This window comes from Methylobacterium sp. 77 (assembly GCF_000372825.1).
In the GTDB taxonomy this organism is placed as follows: Bacteria; Pseudomonadota; Alphaproteobacteria; order Rhizobiales; family Beijerinckiaceae; genus Methylobacterium.
The window spans coordinates 1,880,380-1,895,875 of the sequence record NZ_KB910516.1 but is presented as its reverse complement, the minus strand read 5'-3'; the positions used below and the strand labels follow the sequence as shown (position 1 = coordinate 1,895,875).

General features: G+C 68.0%; 14 protein-coding genes and 1 riboswitch. Of the genes, 7 read left to right on the top strand and 7 right to left on the bottom strand.

Features of this window, described 5'->3' with window-relative positions:
* Window positions 1-467: 467 nt before the first annotated feature.
* Together A3OK_RS0109025 and A3OK_RS0109020 are read right to left on the bottom strand one after the other, a co-directional pair.
* Window positions 468-926, bottom strand: coding sequence for a DUF1036 domain-containing protein (locus A3OK_RS0109025; protein WP_280791121.1), 459 nt, complete (start codon window positions 924-926; stop codon window positions 468-470).
* A 4-nt stretch (window positions 927-930) separates the two neighbouring features.
* Window positions 931-2,259 (bottom strand): glycerate kinase, encoded by a 1,329-nt coding sequence (locus A3OK_RS0109020; protein WP_019904542.1) that lies wholly within the window; start codon window positions 2,257-2,259, stop codon window positions 931-933.
* A 207-nt stretch (window positions 2,260-2,466) separates the two neighbouring features.
* Here A3OK_RS0109020 and A3OK_RS0109015 point away from each other — a divergent pair, with 207 nt between their 5' ends.
* A complete protein-coding gene (locus tag A3OK_RS0109015) occupies window positions 2,467-3,213 on the top strand; it encodes an N-formylglutamate amidohydrolase (protein WP_026597066.1) in 747 nt (248 codons plus the stop codon).
* A 102-nt stretch (window positions 3,214-3,315) separates the two neighbouring features.
* On the opposite strand, the gene A3OK_RS0109010 is transcribed toward A3OK_RS0109015, so the two are convergent.
* Window positions 3,316-3,588, bottom strand: coding sequence for a hypothetical protein (locus A3OK_RS0109010; protein ID WP_019904540.1), 273 nt, complete (start codon window positions 3,586-3,588; stop codon window positions 3,316-3,318).
* Window positions 3,589-3,900: 312 nt separating this feature from the next.
* On the opposite strand from A3OK_RS0109010, the gene A3OK_RS0109005 reads away from it, so the two are divergent.
* From A3OK_RS0109005 to A3OK_RS0108980, 6 genes are all read left to right on the top strand, one after another.
* Window positions 3,901-5,106 (top strand): glycosyltransferase 61 family protein, encoded by a 1,206-nt coding sequence (locus A3OK_RS0109005; RefSeq protein WP_019904539.1) that lies wholly within the window; start codon window positions 3,901-3,903, stop codon window positions 5,104-5,106.
* Window positions 5,107-5,192: 86 nt separating this feature from the next.
* Window positions 5,193-5,501 carry a DUF1244 domain-containing protein gene (locus A3OK_RS0109000; protein WP_026597065.1) on the top strand — a complete coding sequence of 103 codons (309 nt, stop codon included), beginning with the start codon at window positions 5,193-5,195 and terminating at the stop codon, window positions 5,499-5,501.
* 81 nt (window positions 5,502-5,582) lie between these two features.
* Window positions 5,583-5,849, top strand: coding sequence for a DUF2312 domain-containing protein (locus tag A3OK_RS0108995; protein WP_018044356.1), 267 nt, complete (start codon window positions 5,583-5,585; stop codon window positions 5,847-5,849).
* Window positions 5,850-5,908: 59 nt separating this feature from the next.
* Entirely contained in the window at window positions 5,909-6,655 is a 747-nt protein-coding gene (locus A3OK_RS0108990; RefSeq protein ID WP_019904537.1) for a response regulator transcription factor, read from the top strand.
* Window positions 6,652-7,974 (top strand): ATP-binding protein, encoded by a 1,323-nt coding sequence (locus A3OK_RS0108985; RefSeq protein ID WP_019904536.1) that lies wholly within the window; start codon window positions 6,652-6,654, stop codon window positions 7,972-7,974. The genes A3OK_RS0108990 and A3OK_RS0108985 overlap by 4 nt, the downstream gene beginning before the upstream one ends.
* 115 nt (window positions 7,975-8,089) lie before the next feature.
* Window positions 8,090-8,344, top strand: a complete 255-nt coding sequence (locus A3OK_RS0108980) for a hypothetical protein (RefSeq protein WP_019904535.1) — start codon at window positions 8,090-8,092, stop codon at window positions 8,342-8,344.
* Window positions 8,345-8,381: 37 nt separating this feature from the next.
* Here the strand turns inward: A3OK_RS0108980 and A3OK_RS0108975 are convergent, their stop codons facing one another.
* The 4 genes from A3OK_RS0108975 to A3OK_RS0108960 all read right to left on the bottom strand — a co-directional run bounded on the left by A3OK_RS0108975 (window position 8,382) and on the right by A3OK_RS0108960 (window position 15,473).
* Window positions 8,382-9,674, bottom strand: coding sequence for a voltage-gated chloride channel family protein (locus A3OK_RS0108975; RefSeq protein WP_019904534.1), 1,293 nt, complete (start codon window positions 9,672-9,674; stop codon window positions 8,382-8,384).
* A 72-nt stretch (window positions 9,675-9,746) separates the two neighbouring features.
* A riboswitch (Fluoride riboswitch) is annotated at window positions 9,747-9,818 on the bottom strand.
* 131 nt (window positions 9,819-9,949) lie between these two features.
* Window positions 9,950-11,353 (bottom strand): DUF882 domain-containing protein, encoded by a 1,404-nt coding sequence (locus tag A3OK_RS0108970; protein WP_245259333.1) that lies wholly within the window; start codon window positions 11,351-11,353, stop codon window positions 9,950-9,952.
* Between the two features lie 346 nt (window positions 11,354-11,699).
* Complete coding sequence (locus A3OK_RS22595) at window positions 11,700-13,790, bottom strand: L,D-transpeptidase family protein (RefSeq protein ID WP_036302211.1); 2,091 nt, start codon at window positions 13,788-13,790, stop codon at window positions 11,700-11,702.
* A 189-nt stretch (window positions 13,791-13,979) separates the two neighbouring features.
* Complete coding sequence (locus tag A3OK_RS0108960; protein WP_026597063.1) at window positions 13,980-15,473, bottom strand: sigma-54 dependent transcriptional regulator; 1,494 nt, start codon at window positions 15,471-15,473, stop codon at window positions 13,980-13,982.
* Between the last annotated feature and the right edge of the window lie 23 nt (window positions 15,474-15,496).

The window sequence follows — 15,496 nt, the reverse complement described above, 5'->3', positions numbered from 1 at the left end:
ATTTCCAGCCCGGTCTTGATCAAGATCAGACAGGAGAGAAATCAATGGACGAGCAACATTCCGCTCATCGTTCAGAGAAATCGCAGAAGAAGCGCGACGCTCGTATTGAAGCTCGCAAAGCTGGTCGTCGCAAGGCTCGGATCGACAGCAGGAAAGCCAATCCTACCTCTGCCAACGAGTCGTGATTCTCAAGATTTGAACCCTTTCGAAACACAGTCGAAGACGGCATGGCGTATCGCGGCCTCGTCTTGCGACTGAAATACGGCGCTCGTCGAGCCAAGAACCCGCGAGTGATCTTCAGCTCGGAATCATCGGCCGGGGCGGGGCCGGATGCTCGATCAGTCCCGGTTCGTCGTTTTCGGTCCTCATGACGGCAGGCCGGTCACGGACTTGTCCCGGATCCGGTGGCGTGCCTCACGGAATCGGCCGTTCCCCGGTCGTGGAGCACGCTACCGCAGCCCGTGGCCTCAAGGCGACGGCGCGACGGGCTGGCTCGGGTCGGTGAGCTGGATCGTCCAGCTCTTCTGCTCGCCGGTATCGACCTCGTAGAACCCGTTGCGGTCGAAGCCGCGGGCGAGGCAATCCTCGACGCCGCGGATCGTGAATTCGGCATCCTTGGTGCACATCAGCGAGCGGCCGTTCCACTCGCCGCCGCGCGTGTAATCCACCGCGAACACGTAGTAGAACCGCGCCGTCAGCGCCCCGCGCAGCAGGGTCTCGCAGCCCTTGGGCGCCACGTCCCACCAGCCCTCCGTCACCCAGCCCTGCGTATCGCGATATCCGAGCGCGATGCCGACCTTGCTGGCGGTCTGGTTGCACATCCGCAGATCGGCGCGGGCGGGCGAGGCGGCCAGACAGAACAGGGCGAGCGCGGCGGCGAAGGCCCCCCTCCCCAATGCGGGGAAGGGGATCGGTGCGCGGTTCACGCCCTCAACCGACGAGGATGATGCGGCAATCGTTGACATTGGTGCGCGTGGGACCCGGCTGGACGAGATCGCCGATCGTGGCGAAGAACTTCGTCGAATCATTGTCCGCCAGCATGGCAGCCGGATCGAGGCCAGCGGCGCGGGCGCGCTCCAGCGTCGTCGGATCGACCAGACCGCCGGCCGGGTCGGTGGCCTCGCCGCGCCCGCCATCGGTGCCGTCGGTATCGGCGGCGATGCCGAGGATGCCGGGCTCGCCGCCGAGGCCGAGAGCGAGGGCGAGGGCGTATTCCTGGTTGGGACCGCCATGGCCCTCGCCGACGATGGTGACGGTGAGTTCGCCGCCCGAGATGATCGCCACCTTGCGGCCGGCCGCCTTCATCTCCTTGGCGAGGCTCGCGTGCTCCGCCGCGACCTCGCGGGCCTCGCCTTCGACGTCGGGGCCGAGCATCACGACCTCGTAGCCGGCGCGCCGTGCCGCTTCGGCGGCGGCGTCCAGGGCGTCGATGGGCCGGGCGATGATGCGGTATTCGGCGCGGGCAAAGGCGGGATCGCCCGCCTTCGGCGTCTCGTTGGCCGGGTCGTTCAACAGCGCCTTGGCGGTCTCCGGCAGGGGAATGCCGCGGCGCTCGCAGATGGCGCGGGCATCGGCCAGGGTCGAGGGATCGGGCACGGTGGGGCCGGAGGCGATCACCGCCGGGTCGTCATGCGGCACATCGGAGATGGCCAGGGTCAGGATCGAGCGGGCGTTGCGGGCCATCATGGCGAGGCGGCCGCCCTTGATCCGGGAGAGGTGCTTGCGCACCGCGTTGATCTCGTTGATCGGCGCACCGGAGCGCAGCAGCGCCTTGGTGATCGCCTGCTTCTCGCCGAGGGTGAGGTCGCCGGCGGGCGCGATCCAGTTGGCGGACCCGCCGCCCGACAGCAGCACCAGCACGTCGTCCTCCGGGCCGGCATCGGCCGCGATCTTCAGGGCGTCGATGGTAGCGTCGATGCCGGCCTGGTCCGGCACCGGGTGCCCGGCCTCGACCATGCGGATCATCGGGGCTTCCTCGCCGTAGCCGTGGCGGGCCACCGCGAGGCCGACGATGCGGCTCTCGTCGACGCCGTGCTGCTCCCGGTAGAACCGGCTCGCGACCGCGGCCATGCTGCCGCCGGCCTTGCCGGCGCCGAGGATGATCAAGCGGCCTTTCCCCGGCGCGGGCAGGTGCGGCACGAGGCAGCGGGACGGATGCGCGGCGGCGATCGCTTCGTCGAGGAAGCCGAGAAGCAGGCCGCGAGCGGCATCGTGGGACGAAGGGGAGGGGGCGGGCGAGGCGTGTGAAGGCGCGGTCATGGCGTGTCCGTGTCTCATCAAGGTCCGATCGCGCGGGCCGGATTGCTTGTCCGCCGGATTGTTGCCGTGGCGGCGCGATCGCCTATACGTGCTGTGCCCGAGCCCCGCCGCCTCGGCAAGCGTGCGATGACGCCACCGGCGGCGTGTTTCCTGCCCGCCGACCGGGGATCTCCTCCCGATCCGGCCCAGAAGGACCGTGCCCGCCTCATGTTGCCGCCGCATCCCGTCGAGACGATTCCCGGCGATCCCGCCTCCGGAATCCTGCTGATCTGCGAGCATGCCTCGAATCACGTCCCGGACGATCTCGACCAGCTCGGGGTGCCGGAGCGGGAATTCGCGCGCCACATCGCCTACGATATCGGCGCCGCCGAAGTGACCCGGCGCCTCGCCGCGCATCTCGGCGCGCCGGCCATCCTCACCCGGTTCTCGCGCCTCATCATCGATCCCAACCGGGGACGCGAGGACCCGACGCTGGTCATGCGCCTTTCGGACGGCGCCGTGGTGCCGGGCAATGCCCGTATCGACGAGGCCGGCAAGGACGAGCGCATCCGCCGCTTCTATGCGCCCTTCGACGAGGCGGTGAACGCGGCCGTCGCGCAAGGCATGGCGGCGGAGGTGCCGCCCTCCATCGTCACCATGCACAGTTTCACGGCGTCCTGGCGAGGCGCCATGCGGCCCTGGCACGTGGGCATCCTGTGGGACGGGGACGACCGCATGAGCGCCCCCCTCATCGCGGGCCTGCGCGCCGACCCGGCCGGGCTGACGGTGGGCGACAACGAACCGTATGGTGGCGGCCTGCCCGGCGACACGATCGATCGCCACGCCATCGCGCGCGGCCTGCCCAACGCCCTCGTCGAGATCCGGCAGGACCTCATCGCCCTGGAGCCGGGCCAGATCGAATGGGCGGCGCGCTTTGCCAAGCTCCTTCGGCCGTTGATGCCGGAAGCCGGCTGATCCAAGCGAAAGCGAAGGGGCGATACGACCTCCCCCCACGCACGAACGAAAGCGGCGGGGCTCTCGCCCCGCCGCTTTCGTTCGTGACGTCCGAGACGGTGTTTAGCGCGGGCCGCCCGAGGTGCGGCCGTACTGCCAGACCGGGAAGCTGTTCTGCTCGGCATTGCCTTCCCGGGCGGAATCGGTGCCGCGGCGGCTGACGACGGACCCGGTGGTCAGTTCGTCATCGGCGACAACCTGTCGACCGGCATTGCCGGGAGCGGCATAGGCCGAGATGCCGGCGGGGGCATTGTAGCTCTGAGCAAGAGCAGGCGAAGCAACGGCGCCAACGCTCAGGACGACAGCAGCAACGGCAGAAGAAAGACGGGTATTCATGACACGGTCCTATCTGTTTTCGCGGTCTCCGTCAGTGGGCGGTGGGCCGTGAGTTCTTGTGTAGTCCCGATGTAGGCCTGCTCTCTCCGGAACGTCGTGCGGTATGGCACCCGCTTGCTCGGGGTGCCGCGATGCGGTCTGGACGGCCCCTGCCGAGCCGTCGGGGCGGGCCGTGATGGGCGGGAAACAGAGCCATCGTTCCGACGTCGCCGAATGGACAGGCACATCGGCTTTGATCCACCAGTACGGTATTGCGGAGGGCCGGGATTGGACGATTCGGGCCTCCCGGAAACAGGACGACAGTGAGCGCCGATGTCTCCCAACCCATCGGACCGGCTCGCCACGGATACCGGGTGGAGGCTCGAGCTTCTCGCGCAGCGGCAGACGTTCCGGGACGTGGTCGTCATGCCGACGGAATCGATCCACAAGGACAGCATGTTCACCGGCGGCCCGGTCTGGCCGTACTATCCGCTGCAGGTGCGGGCGAGATACAGCAAGGGCCTCGTCCCGCTGCCGCGCGACAGGCGGCCCCGCTGCAGCGATCCACCGACGACGACCATCGCGACGGCGACCTGGTGCGGCCCGATCATCCACCATTTCGGCCATGCCGTCGCCGATTTCGGTACTCGGCTCGCCGCCTCTGGCGCCGCCGATCCGACGCAGCCGCTGCTCTTCTCCCTCAACACGCGATCGAAGCGACGGCCGCCGTCCTATTTCTGGGATCTGCTCGATCATTTCGGCATCGACCGCAGCCGGGTGATCCTCCTGCGCGAGCCGGCTCTGGTGCGCGAACTCCACGTCTTCCCACAGGGCGAGCGACGCGGAAGCCTGCGGACGTCGGGGCGCTACCTCGACCTCCTCGACCGGATCACGGGCAGAACGGTCGACGCCGACCGATATCCCCTCGTCTACGTCTCGCGCTCGCGCCTGCGCGGCGACAATCCCTCACCGCAGAGCAATCTGATCGGCGAGATCGGCGGCGAGCGCTACCTGGAGGAGGCCCTCGCAGGCATCGGCGCCAAGATCGTCCATCCCGAATCGCTGGCTCTCCAGGAGCAGCTCGACGTCTACAGGCGTGCCGACCGTCTGGTCTTCGCCGAAGGCTCCGCCCTGCATGGGCTACAACTTCTCGGTCGGCTCGATGCCGACATCGTCGTCATCAACCGCAGACGCTTCAAGCGGGTGGCGGCGGGCGCGCTGCGGCCGCGCTCACGCTCGCTCACCTATATCGATGCCGTGCGGGGTGAGATCTACGGCCTCGACGCGACGGGCCGGCACGATCGCGTCCGCGCGATCTGCGTCCTCGACCCCGCCCGACTGACGAAGAGTCTTTCGCGGGCGGGCATCGACCTGCGCGCCACCTGGGATTCCGCCGCCTATGAGCGCCAGCGCGACGCCGACATCGCAGGCTGGAGGAAAGCGACCCTCGCGAAAGCCGACCATGCCGGCACGGATGCGACGATCGCCGCCTGCCTGCGGCGACTGTCGCTGACCCTCGGACCATGGCCGCCCGCCTGAACGCGGGACCGCACGGGAGCGATGGTGTATCCTCGACGAAAGCGATGGCGACGGCCCGCCGCGCGCCCATCGATGAGGATTGCATCATGACCGAGATCGACCCCGCCACCCGGACGGAACTGGAAGCCGCGGTGTTCCGCCGCCTCGTGGCGCATCTCCAGACGCGAGCCGACGTGCAGAATATCGACCTGATGAACATGGCCGGCTTCTGCCGCAACTGCCTGTCGAACTGGATGAAGGACGCCGCCGACGAACGCGGGCTCGGCCTCAGCAAGGACGAGAGCCGCGAGCGCGTCTACGGAATGCCCTATGAGGAGTGGAAGCGGCTCAACCAGGCCGAGGCCACGCCCGAGCAACAGGCGCGCTTCTCGAAGTCGGCAGCCGAGCCGCACTAAGCTTCCGGTAAGCGTGATCGCTTAACCAGCCCCTCCGGCGCATCCGTCACGATGCGCGCCAGATCAGGAATTGAGACGCTCATGGCCGCTTCCGCCGCACCCGCCGTCGATGCCTCCTCGGTTGCCGCCGACCAGCTCAAGAGCTTCATCGAGCGCATCGAGCGCCTGGAGGAGGAGAAGGCCGGCCTCGCCGGCGACATCAAGGACGTCTATGCCGAGGCCAAGGGCACCGGCTTCGACGTGAAGGCCCTGCGCAAGATCATCTCCCTGCGCAAGAAGGACCATGCCGAGCGCCAGGAGGAAGAGGCCATCCTCGAGCTCTACATGCAGGCCCTCGGTATGGTGTAGGCCGCCGCGCGCGGCGTGCCGGCCCATCCTTTCGAGCATAGGGCAGGGCGATAGCGACGATGCCCCAGCTCCTCGACACGCCCTCGCTGGCCGGCACGGCTCACATCCTCCTCGTTGAGGATGACGACGGCATGCGGATGCTCGTCACCCGCCTGCTGCGGGAGAACGGCTACCGCGTCACCGGTTGCCGCCACGGCGGGGAGATGTGGCGGCTGCTGCCGGAGGGCGGCATCGATCTCGTCCTCCTCGACGTGATGCTGCCCGGCGCCTCCGGCATCGATCTCCTGCGGAGCCTGCGCGCGAAGAGCACGGTTCCGGTCATCATGGTCAGCGCCCGCAACGAGGAGGCGGATCGCGTGCTCGGCCTCGAATTCGGGGCGGACGATTACGTGGCCAAGCCGTTCGGCCGGCCCGAACTGCTCGCCCGGATCCGCGCGGTTCTCCGACGCTCCGCCATCGCCGCGACCGCGCCGGACGCGTCCCGGAGCGAGAGCGTGGCTTTCGACGGCTGGCGTCTCGACCTGCGCAGCCGCTCGCTCCGCGACCCCGAGGGCGCGGGCGTCGACCTGTCCGGGGCGGAATACGACCTGCTCCAAGTGTTCCTCGACCATCCGAACCGCGTCCTCGGCCGCGAGCAGATCCTGGAACTGTCCCGCGCCCGCCTCGGCTCGCCCTCGGACCGCAGCGTCGACACCCTGGTCAGCCGACTTCGGCGAAAGCTGGAGCCGCCGGACGGCCACACCGCGATCATCAAGACGGTCCGTGGCTCCGGCTACATCTTCAGCGCGACGGTCGAGCGGACGTGAGGCGCCTGCTCGCCTTCGTGCACAGCCTCGAAGCGCGCACCATGGCCGTGCTGCTCGTGGCCATCGTGATCGTCCATGCCGGGGCATTGCTGCTCTATCGCCAATCGGCGGTCGCGGCCTCCGACGAGGCCTTCGCACAGCAGATCGCCACTCAGCTCGCTCTTGCGCAGGAAGGCCTGATCCGGCGGCCGGTGGTGGAGCGCGACACGGAGGCGAGGGCATTGTCCTCGCCGCATTTCGAGATCGGGTGGTCGAAGGCCCCTCCGATCCGCCCGCGGGAACTTGACGATCCCGTCCTCTGGTCGCTCCGGTCCCGCATCCTCGCCCTCCAGCCGAGCCTCGGCCCCGGGCTCGTCCTCGCCATGGGCGAGGGGGAGGATGCGCTGCACGCGCAGGATCTGAGCGGGACGCTCTCGCTGCCGGATGGCGGCACGCTGACCTTCCGTTCCGCCCATGCTCCGAACCTCGCCCGCCTGGGGGCCTGGGCTTTCGTCTCGACGGCGGTGGCGATCCTCGTCGGCCTCGCCGCCGTGCTGCTGGTGCATCGGATCGCCAAGCCCTTGCGCAGCCTCACCCGAGCCACGGAAGCGATCGGCAACGGCCCCGTGGTCGCCGTGCCCGAGGCGGGCCCGGATGAAACGCGCGGAATCGCCCGCGCGCTCAATGCCATGCAGCACCGCATCCACGGACTGGTCTCCGAGCGGACTCAGGCACTCGCGGCCGTCTCCCACGATCTGCGCACGCCCATCGCCCGGCTGCGCCTGCGCATCGAGCGCCTGGCCGACGCCAACGAGGGACAGGCCATGTCCGGCGATCTCGACGAGATGCAGGCCATGATCGACTCCACGCTGGCTTATCTGCGCGGCGATACGGACCCGGAGCCACGCCGGATCACCAACGTGGCGAGTCTCGCGATGAGCGTCGGCAATGCCGCCGCCGATGCCGGCCGGCCCGTGACGTATGACGGCCCCGGCAGGGCGCTGTCGGAGATTCGACCCGTCGCCCTGCGGCGGGCGCTGGAGAACCTCGTCGATAATGCCGTGCGCTACGGCGAACGAGCCGCCATGATCCTGGAAGTCGGCGAGGACGCGATCGTCCTGAGGATCGAGGATGACGGCCCCGGTATTGCGCCCGAGGAGGTGGAGAGCGCGTTCGCGCCGTTCACGCGCCTGGAGGCCTCACGCAATCGTCATACCGGCGGCATCGGTCTGGGCCTCACCATCGCCCGGCGCGCGATCCAGGCCGAGGGCGGCAGTCTCACCCTGACGAACCGGGCCGAGGGCGGGTTGCGGGCCGAGCTGATCCTGCCGCGCGTGTAGGCTCAGGGCTCACCTGACACACTTCGTCACGAAGGCGGCGCGCGGGCGTCAAACGGCTTTTCCATCTCCTGGATCGACGCGGCGGAGCAGCCGCGCAACCACGGAGACACCGACCATGACACGCTTCGCGCGCAGCCTCGCCGCCACCGGCATCCTCTTCGGCCTCGCGATTCCGGCCCTGGCCGTCGACGGGCACGGCAACGCCAGCAACCCCTCGGTCTCGGTCCCGAACACCGGGACCGTGTCGGGTGGCCCGGCCCATCGCGACGACCCGCGCGTGCAGGAATCCAAGGAGGTCGGACGTGACGGGAAGCCGCTGCATTCCGACAAGGATGGCCACGCCCACGGCCACAGCCACGACAAGAAGTGACGATCGGGCGGGAGGTGCGTGGCCGCCTCCCGCCGCTTCAACGCCGGGTGCGCGCCTCGCGCAGGGTGGAACCGAGCGCGACGGTGCCGCCCTTCGAGACGGCGATGCGCTGCGACAGGTAGATGCCGTGATGGCCCGAACAGGCATAGGCGGCAAAGCAGGCGATCGCCATGGCGACGCCGTGCGTCGCCCCGAACAGCTCGATTCCCATCAGCGTACAGGCCAGCGGCGTGTTGGCCGCCCCTGCGAACACCGCCACGAAGCCAAGAGCCGCCATCAGGTCGAGGGGCGCCCCCATCAGCCCGCCCAACGCATTGCCGAGGGCGGCACCGATGAAGAAGAGCGGCGTGACCTCGCCGCCCTTGAAGCCCGAAGCCAGGGTGACGACGGTGAACAGGATCTTCCAGGCCCAGGACCAGGGATGGACCTCGGGCCCGAAGAAGCTCGCGATGCTCAACGCTCCCGCATCCGGCGCCGTGACGCCGAGGCCGAGATAGTCGCGGGTTCCGAGCGCATAGACGAGGGCGATCACCGCCAGCCCGCCGAGGACCGGGCGCAAGGGGCCGTAGGGGATCAGCCGCTTCAGCCATCCGCCGAGGAGATGGTTGGCTTCGGAGAAGACGAGCGCCGCCAGTCCAAAGGCGATCCCGGCGACCGCCGCCTTCGCGAGCAGGATCGGATCGAGAGCGATGGGACCGCTCACATCCGCCAGATAGGCGATCCGGAAGAGCGAATGGTGGATGCCCCAGACCTGGCAGGCCCAATCGCCGACCACGGCCGCCAGCAGGCAAGGGATCAACGCGGCATATTCGACTCGGCCGATTGCAAGGACTTCGAGGGCGAAGACAGCCCCGGCGATGGGCGTGCCGAACACGGCACCGAACCCCGCTGCCACGCCCGCCATCAGCACGATGCGGGTGCCCGCCGGATCGAGGCCGGCGACCTTGCCAACGGCGCTCGCAAGGCTGCCGCCGAGTTGCACCGCCGTGCCTTCGCGACCGGCAGACCCACCGAAGAGATGGGTCACCACGGTGCCGAGAAAGATCAGCGGCGCCATGCGCAGGGGCACGCCTCCGCCGGGCTCGTGGATCTGGTCGACGATGAGATTGTTGCCGGCCTCAACGCTGCGCCCGACGCGGTGGTAGAGCAGCCCGATGGCGAAGCCGCCGACCGGCAGCAGGAACAGCAGCCAGGGATGTGCGAAACGGGCGTTCGTCGCGACGTCGAGGCTCCAGAGGAAGGCCGCGCAGAGCGAGCCGATCACGGCCGCCATCGGCATGAGGATCAATCCCCAGCGGAGGAACGCGACGGCCCAGGCCACACGGACCATGGCCGCATGTCGCAGTCTGGCGATCCAAGGTCGGAGAGAGACAGGCATGGTTCCACCGTCTTGCTGCGTGGCAAAAGGGTAGGAATCATCAGCCCTTATGGCGGTTCGGCTTTGCGCCCGGCAGAATCCATTGCCGTTCCGCTTTCCTGTCGCGGGGCGGGACGCGCGTCAAGTCCGGGATCAGGTCCGGATCGGGATCGTCTCAGGACGATCCCATCGCTGTCCGCGCAACTCCTCGTCCATCTCGGCGAATGTGGCTGCGAGCCGGAGGAGTTTCAGCGTCCCGCCACAGCGCGGGTGGCCGAACCGGTGAAACGGGCGGCGGTGAGGTCGTCGCCGGGGCTGCGAGCGGAGAAGCGGCTGCGCACGCCGCTCTCGGCCTGGGCGACGAGGCCGGCGGGAGCGGCCTCCGTCCGGGCGCGGGTCGACGAGAGGTGAACCGGAGATGCACGGCTTGCCGGCGCGGTCTCGGCGGCGGCGACCTCGAACAGAGCGCGCAATTGCGTGCGGGCGTCGGAATCGGCCGGGATCGGCCGGGCAAAGCGGGCGGGAGCGACGACGGCGGGCGTCGCGGCCATACCCGTGGGAGCGAGGCTCGCCACCTGGATCGCGGGGCGCGGCGGCGGCAACGGCATGGTCAGGGCTGCGGCGACAGCAGCGAATTCCGATGGCCGGCGCGGCGGCAACGGCACATCGATCTGGCTCGCTTCAGCGGCGGCAGCGGTGTCGGGCTTGGCGACCTCCTGAGTGAGGAGGCTCTGCGCATCGCGTCCGTCGCGGCGCAGGAGGGCACCCTTGAGGGCATCGGACGCGGCCGGAGCGGCATAGGCCAGGGCTTCACGCGCCCCGGTCTGGTCGTCGGGATCGGCGCTGGCGACGAGAACCGTGGACTTCGTGCGGACCGGAGCCGGCGCTTCGGCCTGAGCCGCGGGCGCCTTCGCACCGCCACCGAAGAGGTTGGCGAAGAAGCCCTTGATGCTCGGGCCGTCATCCTCGTCCATCATCGCGACCTGGGTCACGCCGAGCACGGTGCCGCCGCGGGCGAGCACTTCGGCGCGGGCGAGTTCGTAGCCGGGGAGGGGGCGGTTATCGGCGGGCAGGTGGACGGTCTTGCCGTCCGGGAACAGGCGGGCGAGTTGATCGTGGCTCATCCGCGGCCAGGACCGGACGGAGCCGACGTCGAGATGGATGAACGGCGAGCCGGCATGAGGATACCAGCCGACGCCGCCCCTCTGCATCCGCATGCCGATGGCACGGATCTGGTCGATGGAGACGTCCGGCAGGTAGAAGTCCATCGCCTTGCCAAGCATGTGCTGGCTGAACTCGGCCACCGCGCGTGAACGTCGGCGCAGCATGGCGTTGGTGCCCGGAGAGCGATAGGCCGAGACCACGTTGATGGGCTCCTGCGAGCCGACCGAGCGGTAGGCCTCCCACACCGTGTCGAACAGGCGCGGGTCCATCTTGGTCGGCTCATCCATACGCCAGTCGCGCAGCATCCAGTTCAGCTGGTCCAGCGCCGCCCGGTCGTAGCGCCCGTCACGCTTGAACGTGATCGTGGCGCTCTCCTTCGTATGCGTATGGTAGATCGAGAGAGTGCGGGTATCGCCGTTGGCGATCGCATCCTGTGTGCCGCGCGTCCCCGCGCCGAGCGCCAGGGCAATTCCCGATATGACAACCATCGAGCGGCGCAGCCTGGGGCGGGACAGGATGCCGCGAAAGCAGGTGCGAAGGCGGGATACGAAAGGGGCATTACGGTCGGCCGGCGCGGCCTCGTCTCGCAGCGGAATGCCCACGATCGTCCTCACCTCTGCCAGACCGCGCGTTGTCGAGCGGATCATGGTGAACGCAAGGTTACCGAAAACCGTAAACGTAAGGTTATCGGATCCTCAGCCATTCGCCGATTGCCAAAACGGCTAAGTCTCAACCGTGGCGAAATCGTGCCGGCTCGCCGTGTGAGGAAGCCCTCAGCAAGAGCGATGTCACACATTCCGCACGTGTGACATTCACGCGACACGAAGATGAGCGCTACCACCAACCACGCGAGACCGGAGCCGGCCTCGGCGCCCATGGATCGGCGCTCGCCGCTTCGGCGGACCGGGCAGCCGGAGCGCTGGCCGGCCTCGCCGGTGCGGCACCGGGGAGGCTGGGGCGAGACGCTGCCCTGCGGATCTCCGACGGAGCCGCGGCAGCGCTCGGCACCTGGCTCCTTGTCACCACCTTGGATGGTGCCTTCGCGGGTGCCTTGGCAACGAGCAGGCTGCCGGGCGCCAGGCCGAGCGCAATCTTCATGCGCGCATCGTAGCCATAGAGATCCGCATGCGTGCGCAAGGAACCATAATCGTCTGCCGCGAGCGTGAAATAGGCCAAGTGAACCGGCAATTTCTCGGGGAGACGAATCGTCCGCTCACCCTTGCCGATGAGCTTCTTGAGCCGATCGCTCGACCACGCCTCGGGCAGAACCGAATCGGCGAAGCGGAAGGGGTCGTCCACGCGCACGCAGCCATGGCTCATCGCCCGCTGGGAGGCGGAGAACAGCGAGCGGTTGGGCGTGTCGTGGAGGTAGACGGCATGATTGTTGGGGAACAGGAACTTGATGAAACCGAGCGCATTTCGCTCGCCGGGTGGCTGGCGCACCGAGATGTTGCCGTTGCGATAGACGACCTCGTAGCCGCGCCGCGCCGCGTAGTTCGGGTCGCGAGCGAGAGCGGGCAGGAATTCGTTCTTCAGGATCGAGGGAGGCACGTTCCACGACGGATTGACGACAGCGTATTCCATCATCCCCGAAAAGATCGGTGTCGGTGTCTCGGTCTTACCCACGATGACGCGGGTCTCATCGCGCTGTGTCCCGTTACGAATCACCCGCAGGCGGAATTCCGGGATGTTGACCATCACGTAATCGCGGCCGAGATCGGAGGGCAGCCAACGCCAACGCTCCATGTTGACGAGGATGGTGGATTCCTCGTCGCCGATACGCGCGGTCGGCTCATGCCGGCCGAGGGCCGCCACGGTCTGCAGAGTGAGGGTGCCGGTGGCCGGCAATCCACGGCCTCGCTGGAACTTCGCCACGGCAGCGGCCACGTCACCGTCATAGGCGTCCGGCTCACCCGATGCGGTATCGAGGGTGCCGGCAGTGCGTGTCGGCAGGCCGAAATGGCTGCGTAGCGCCGGGACCCGAGGGTCGTGCATGCCGACCTTCAGCACAGGGCCTGTCGAAATCGTCATGGGCGCCCCTGCGACGGGCGCGCTCGAAAGATCACGCAAGTTGGCGAGCCTAGCCTTGAGGGCAAGGTAGCCGGCCTGCGCAGGATTGTAGCTCTTCAGCACGGCGCCGGCTTGCGGACCAGCGCTGGCGATGCGCGTCAGAACTGCATCCGCACCCGGAATGTCGAGGGTAGGCGTGATCAACCGCGACACCGCCGGCAGGTTGATGCGCCCGCCACGTGCATCCTTGGCATAGAGCACGATGGCAGCCGAGAGCTTCAGTTCGATCTCGGCGGCCTGGGCCTCGGTTACCCCCTGCGTGCCGATGACAGGCACCGGATAAGCCTGGACGTTCAGGCCGTCCTCCGCTGCGAGTGCGAGACGGGACGCGGCAGCCTTGGCCGCCGGAGTGAAGGCGCCGTCGGCGATCCAGACCGGCTTGAACGCACCGAGCCCGTAGAAGGCCTGCATCGCCTCCCGGTCCTTGGTGGTGAGGCGAGCCAGCAGAGGGGCCGGATCGGCGAGACGGGCAGCCAGTGCCGCGCCCATAGGATCGGTCGGAACAGGAACGGCAGCCGCCGCAGCGGCGGCGTCGGGAATGGCCTGCCCGGCGGGAGCGACGCCCTCCGCGCTTTTGGGCTCATCGTTTGGAGCATCGGCAGGGCTCGATGGTGCCTGAGCGGCCACATTCGCGGCAGCCGATTTCTCCGGGTCGGACGGTGGCTGTGCCGTCGCGGAGATCGCACCGGTCGCGACAGTGTCGGCTTGCGCCGGTTCGGCCATCAACGATGGTGCCGGGGCACTCTGCACCACGGGCGTGCTTGGATCGAGCCGGGGCTCGGCTCTGGCCGCATAACCGACGCAACCAGCCATCAGGGCGGCCAGAGCGACGGAAGCGGAGCGCGAAGCGCCCATGATGCAACTCCTAGGGAACGACCGTACCGGCCGTTTCATGAGAACCAACAATCGCTGCAAGCGCAGCCGCTTGCAACGGCGTGCCGGCAACAGTGAAGTCTCGCGTTGGGCCGACAGCCCGAAACGCCGTGCCTTGACGCACATCCCAACGACATCGACCTTGGGCCAAGCCGAAGCACGTTGAGCGTTTCAGGCGGCGGCTTCTTCGCCCTTATCGTCGCCGTCGAGACCGAGATCCTTGAGCTTTCGATAGAGGGTCGACCGACCGATCCCGAGGCGTCTCGACACTTCGGACATGCGCCCGCGGTAGAATTGCAGGGCGAAACGGATGATTTCCGCCTCCAGCGCATCCATCGGCTTCATTTCGCCGGTCTCCTCGGTGACGAGGGTCATGGCATGGGGGTCACGGACTTCGACGCGGACGATCTCGCGCACCGGCTCCGGGATGCCGGCATGGACCATGGGCTGGCTCGGAGCGGCAGGGATGCGGACGTCGAAACCCTCGACCTGCGCCGCGATCTGCGGGAACTCGGCGATGGTGAGTTCATCGCAATCGGCGAGCACGACGGCGCGGAACAGGGCGTTTTCGAGCTGGCGAACGTTGCCGGGCCAGCCATAGCGGCTGAGCAGTGCCATCGCCTCCGGCGTGATCGCGCGGACGCGCTTGCCTTCTTCGGCAGCGAAGCGCGCGCAGAACGAGCGCACCAGATCCGGGATATCCTCACGACGCGCCCTAAGCGGCGGCAAGGTCATCGGGAAAACGTTGAGGCGGTAATACAGGTCCTCGCGGAAGCGTCCCTGCTTGACGAGATCGAGAAGCGAGCGGTTCGTAGCCGAGATCAGCCGGATATCGACGCGCACGCTGCGCTTGGCGCCCACCGGATCGACCTCGCCTTCCTGCAATGCACGCAGAAGCTTCACTTGGGCGTCGAGGGGCAGTTCGCCGATCTCGTCGAGGAAGAGCGTGCCACCGGACGCTTCGACGAATTTCCCGATATGGCGCTCGGTGGCACCGGTGAAGGCGCCTTTCTCGTGGCCGAACAAGGTGGATTCCACGAGATTGTCGGGAATCGCCCCGCAATTGACCGTAACGAAGGCTTTGCCGCGCCGATCTCCCGATCCCTGGATCGCACGGGCCAGCACCTCTTTGCCGACGCCGGATTCGCCCTCGATGAGCACGGGAATGTTGGATTTGGCCGAGCGCTCGGCCAACCGAATCACGCGCTCCATATCGGGGCTTCGAGAGGACAGATCCTTGAAGGTGAGCGAACCTGAGGCACGCCGGCGCATGCGGCGGACTTCCTCTTCCAGTTGATCGACCTTGAGAGCGTTCTTGATCGAGACCTGAAGACGTTCCGCGCCGGCCGGCTTGACCACGAAGTCCGTGGCACCCGCCCGCATGGCGGTGACGACGGCATCGATGGAGCCGTTGGAAGTCTGGACGATGACCGGCGTGTCGAGACCGGATTTGCGCATCTCGGCCATGACGGCGAGACCGTCGAGGCCACCCGGCATCACGAGATCGAGGAGGACCACGTCGATCGACTCACCCGACCGGAGCACGGCCAACCCGTCCTCGCCGCTCTCGGCCACCTTCGCATCGAATCCGAGGCGACGCACCATCGCTTCGGCGAGCCGGCGCTGAACGGGATCGTCGTCGACGATCAGGATCGTTGTCGACATGCGGCAAGCCTCGACCATGTGCT

Coding starts and splice junctions, on each gene's coding strand:
- A3OK_RS0109020 (WP_019904542.1), bottom strand. CDS start 2,259: ATGACCGCGCCTTCACACGCCTCGCCCGCCCCCTCCCCTTCGTCCCAC.
- A3OK_RS0109015 (WP_026597066.1), top strand. CDS start 2,467: ATGTTGCCGCCGCATCCCGTCGAGACGATTCCCGGCGATCCCGCCTCC.
- A3OK_RS0109010 (WP_019904540.1), bottom strand. CDS start 3,588: ATGAATACCCGTCTTTCTTCTGCCGTTGCTGCTGTCGTCCTGAGCGTT.
- A3OK_RS0109005 (WP_019904539.1), top strand. CDS start 3,901: ATGTCTCCCAACCCATCGGACCGGCTCGCCACGGATACCGGGTGGAGG.
- A3OK_RS0109000 (WP_026597065.1), top strand. CDS start 5,193: ATGACCGAGATCGACCCCGCCACCCGGACGGAACTGGAAGCCGCGGTG.
- A3OK_RS0108995 (WP_018044356.1), top strand. CDS start 5,583: ATGGCCGCTTCCGCCGCACCCGCCGTCGATGCCTCCTCGGTTGCCGCC.
- A3OK_RS0108990 (WP_019904537.1), top strand. CDS start 5,909: ATGCCCCAGCTCCTCGACACGCCCTCGCTGGCCGGCACGGCTCACATC.
- A3OK_RS0108980 (WP_019904535.1), top strand. CDS start 8,090: ATGACACGCTTCGCGCGCAGCCTCGCCGCCACCGGCATCCTCTTCGGC.
- A3OK_RS0108975 (WP_019904534.1), bottom strand. CDS start 9,674: ATGGTCCGTGTGGCCTGGGCCGTCGCGTTCCTCCGCTGGGGATTGATC.
- A3OK_RS0108970 (WP_245259333.1), bottom strand. CDS start 11,353: ATGGTTGTCATATCGGGAATTGCCCTGGCGCTCGGCGCGGGGACGCGC.
- A3OK_RS22595 (WP_036302211.1), bottom strand. CDS start 13,790: ATGGGCGCTTCGCGCTCCGCTTCCGTCGCTCTGGCCGCCCTGATGGCT.
- A3OK_RS0108960 (WP_026597063.1), bottom strand. CDS start 15,473: ATGTCGACAACGATCCTGATCGTCGACGACGATCCCGTTCAGCGCCGG.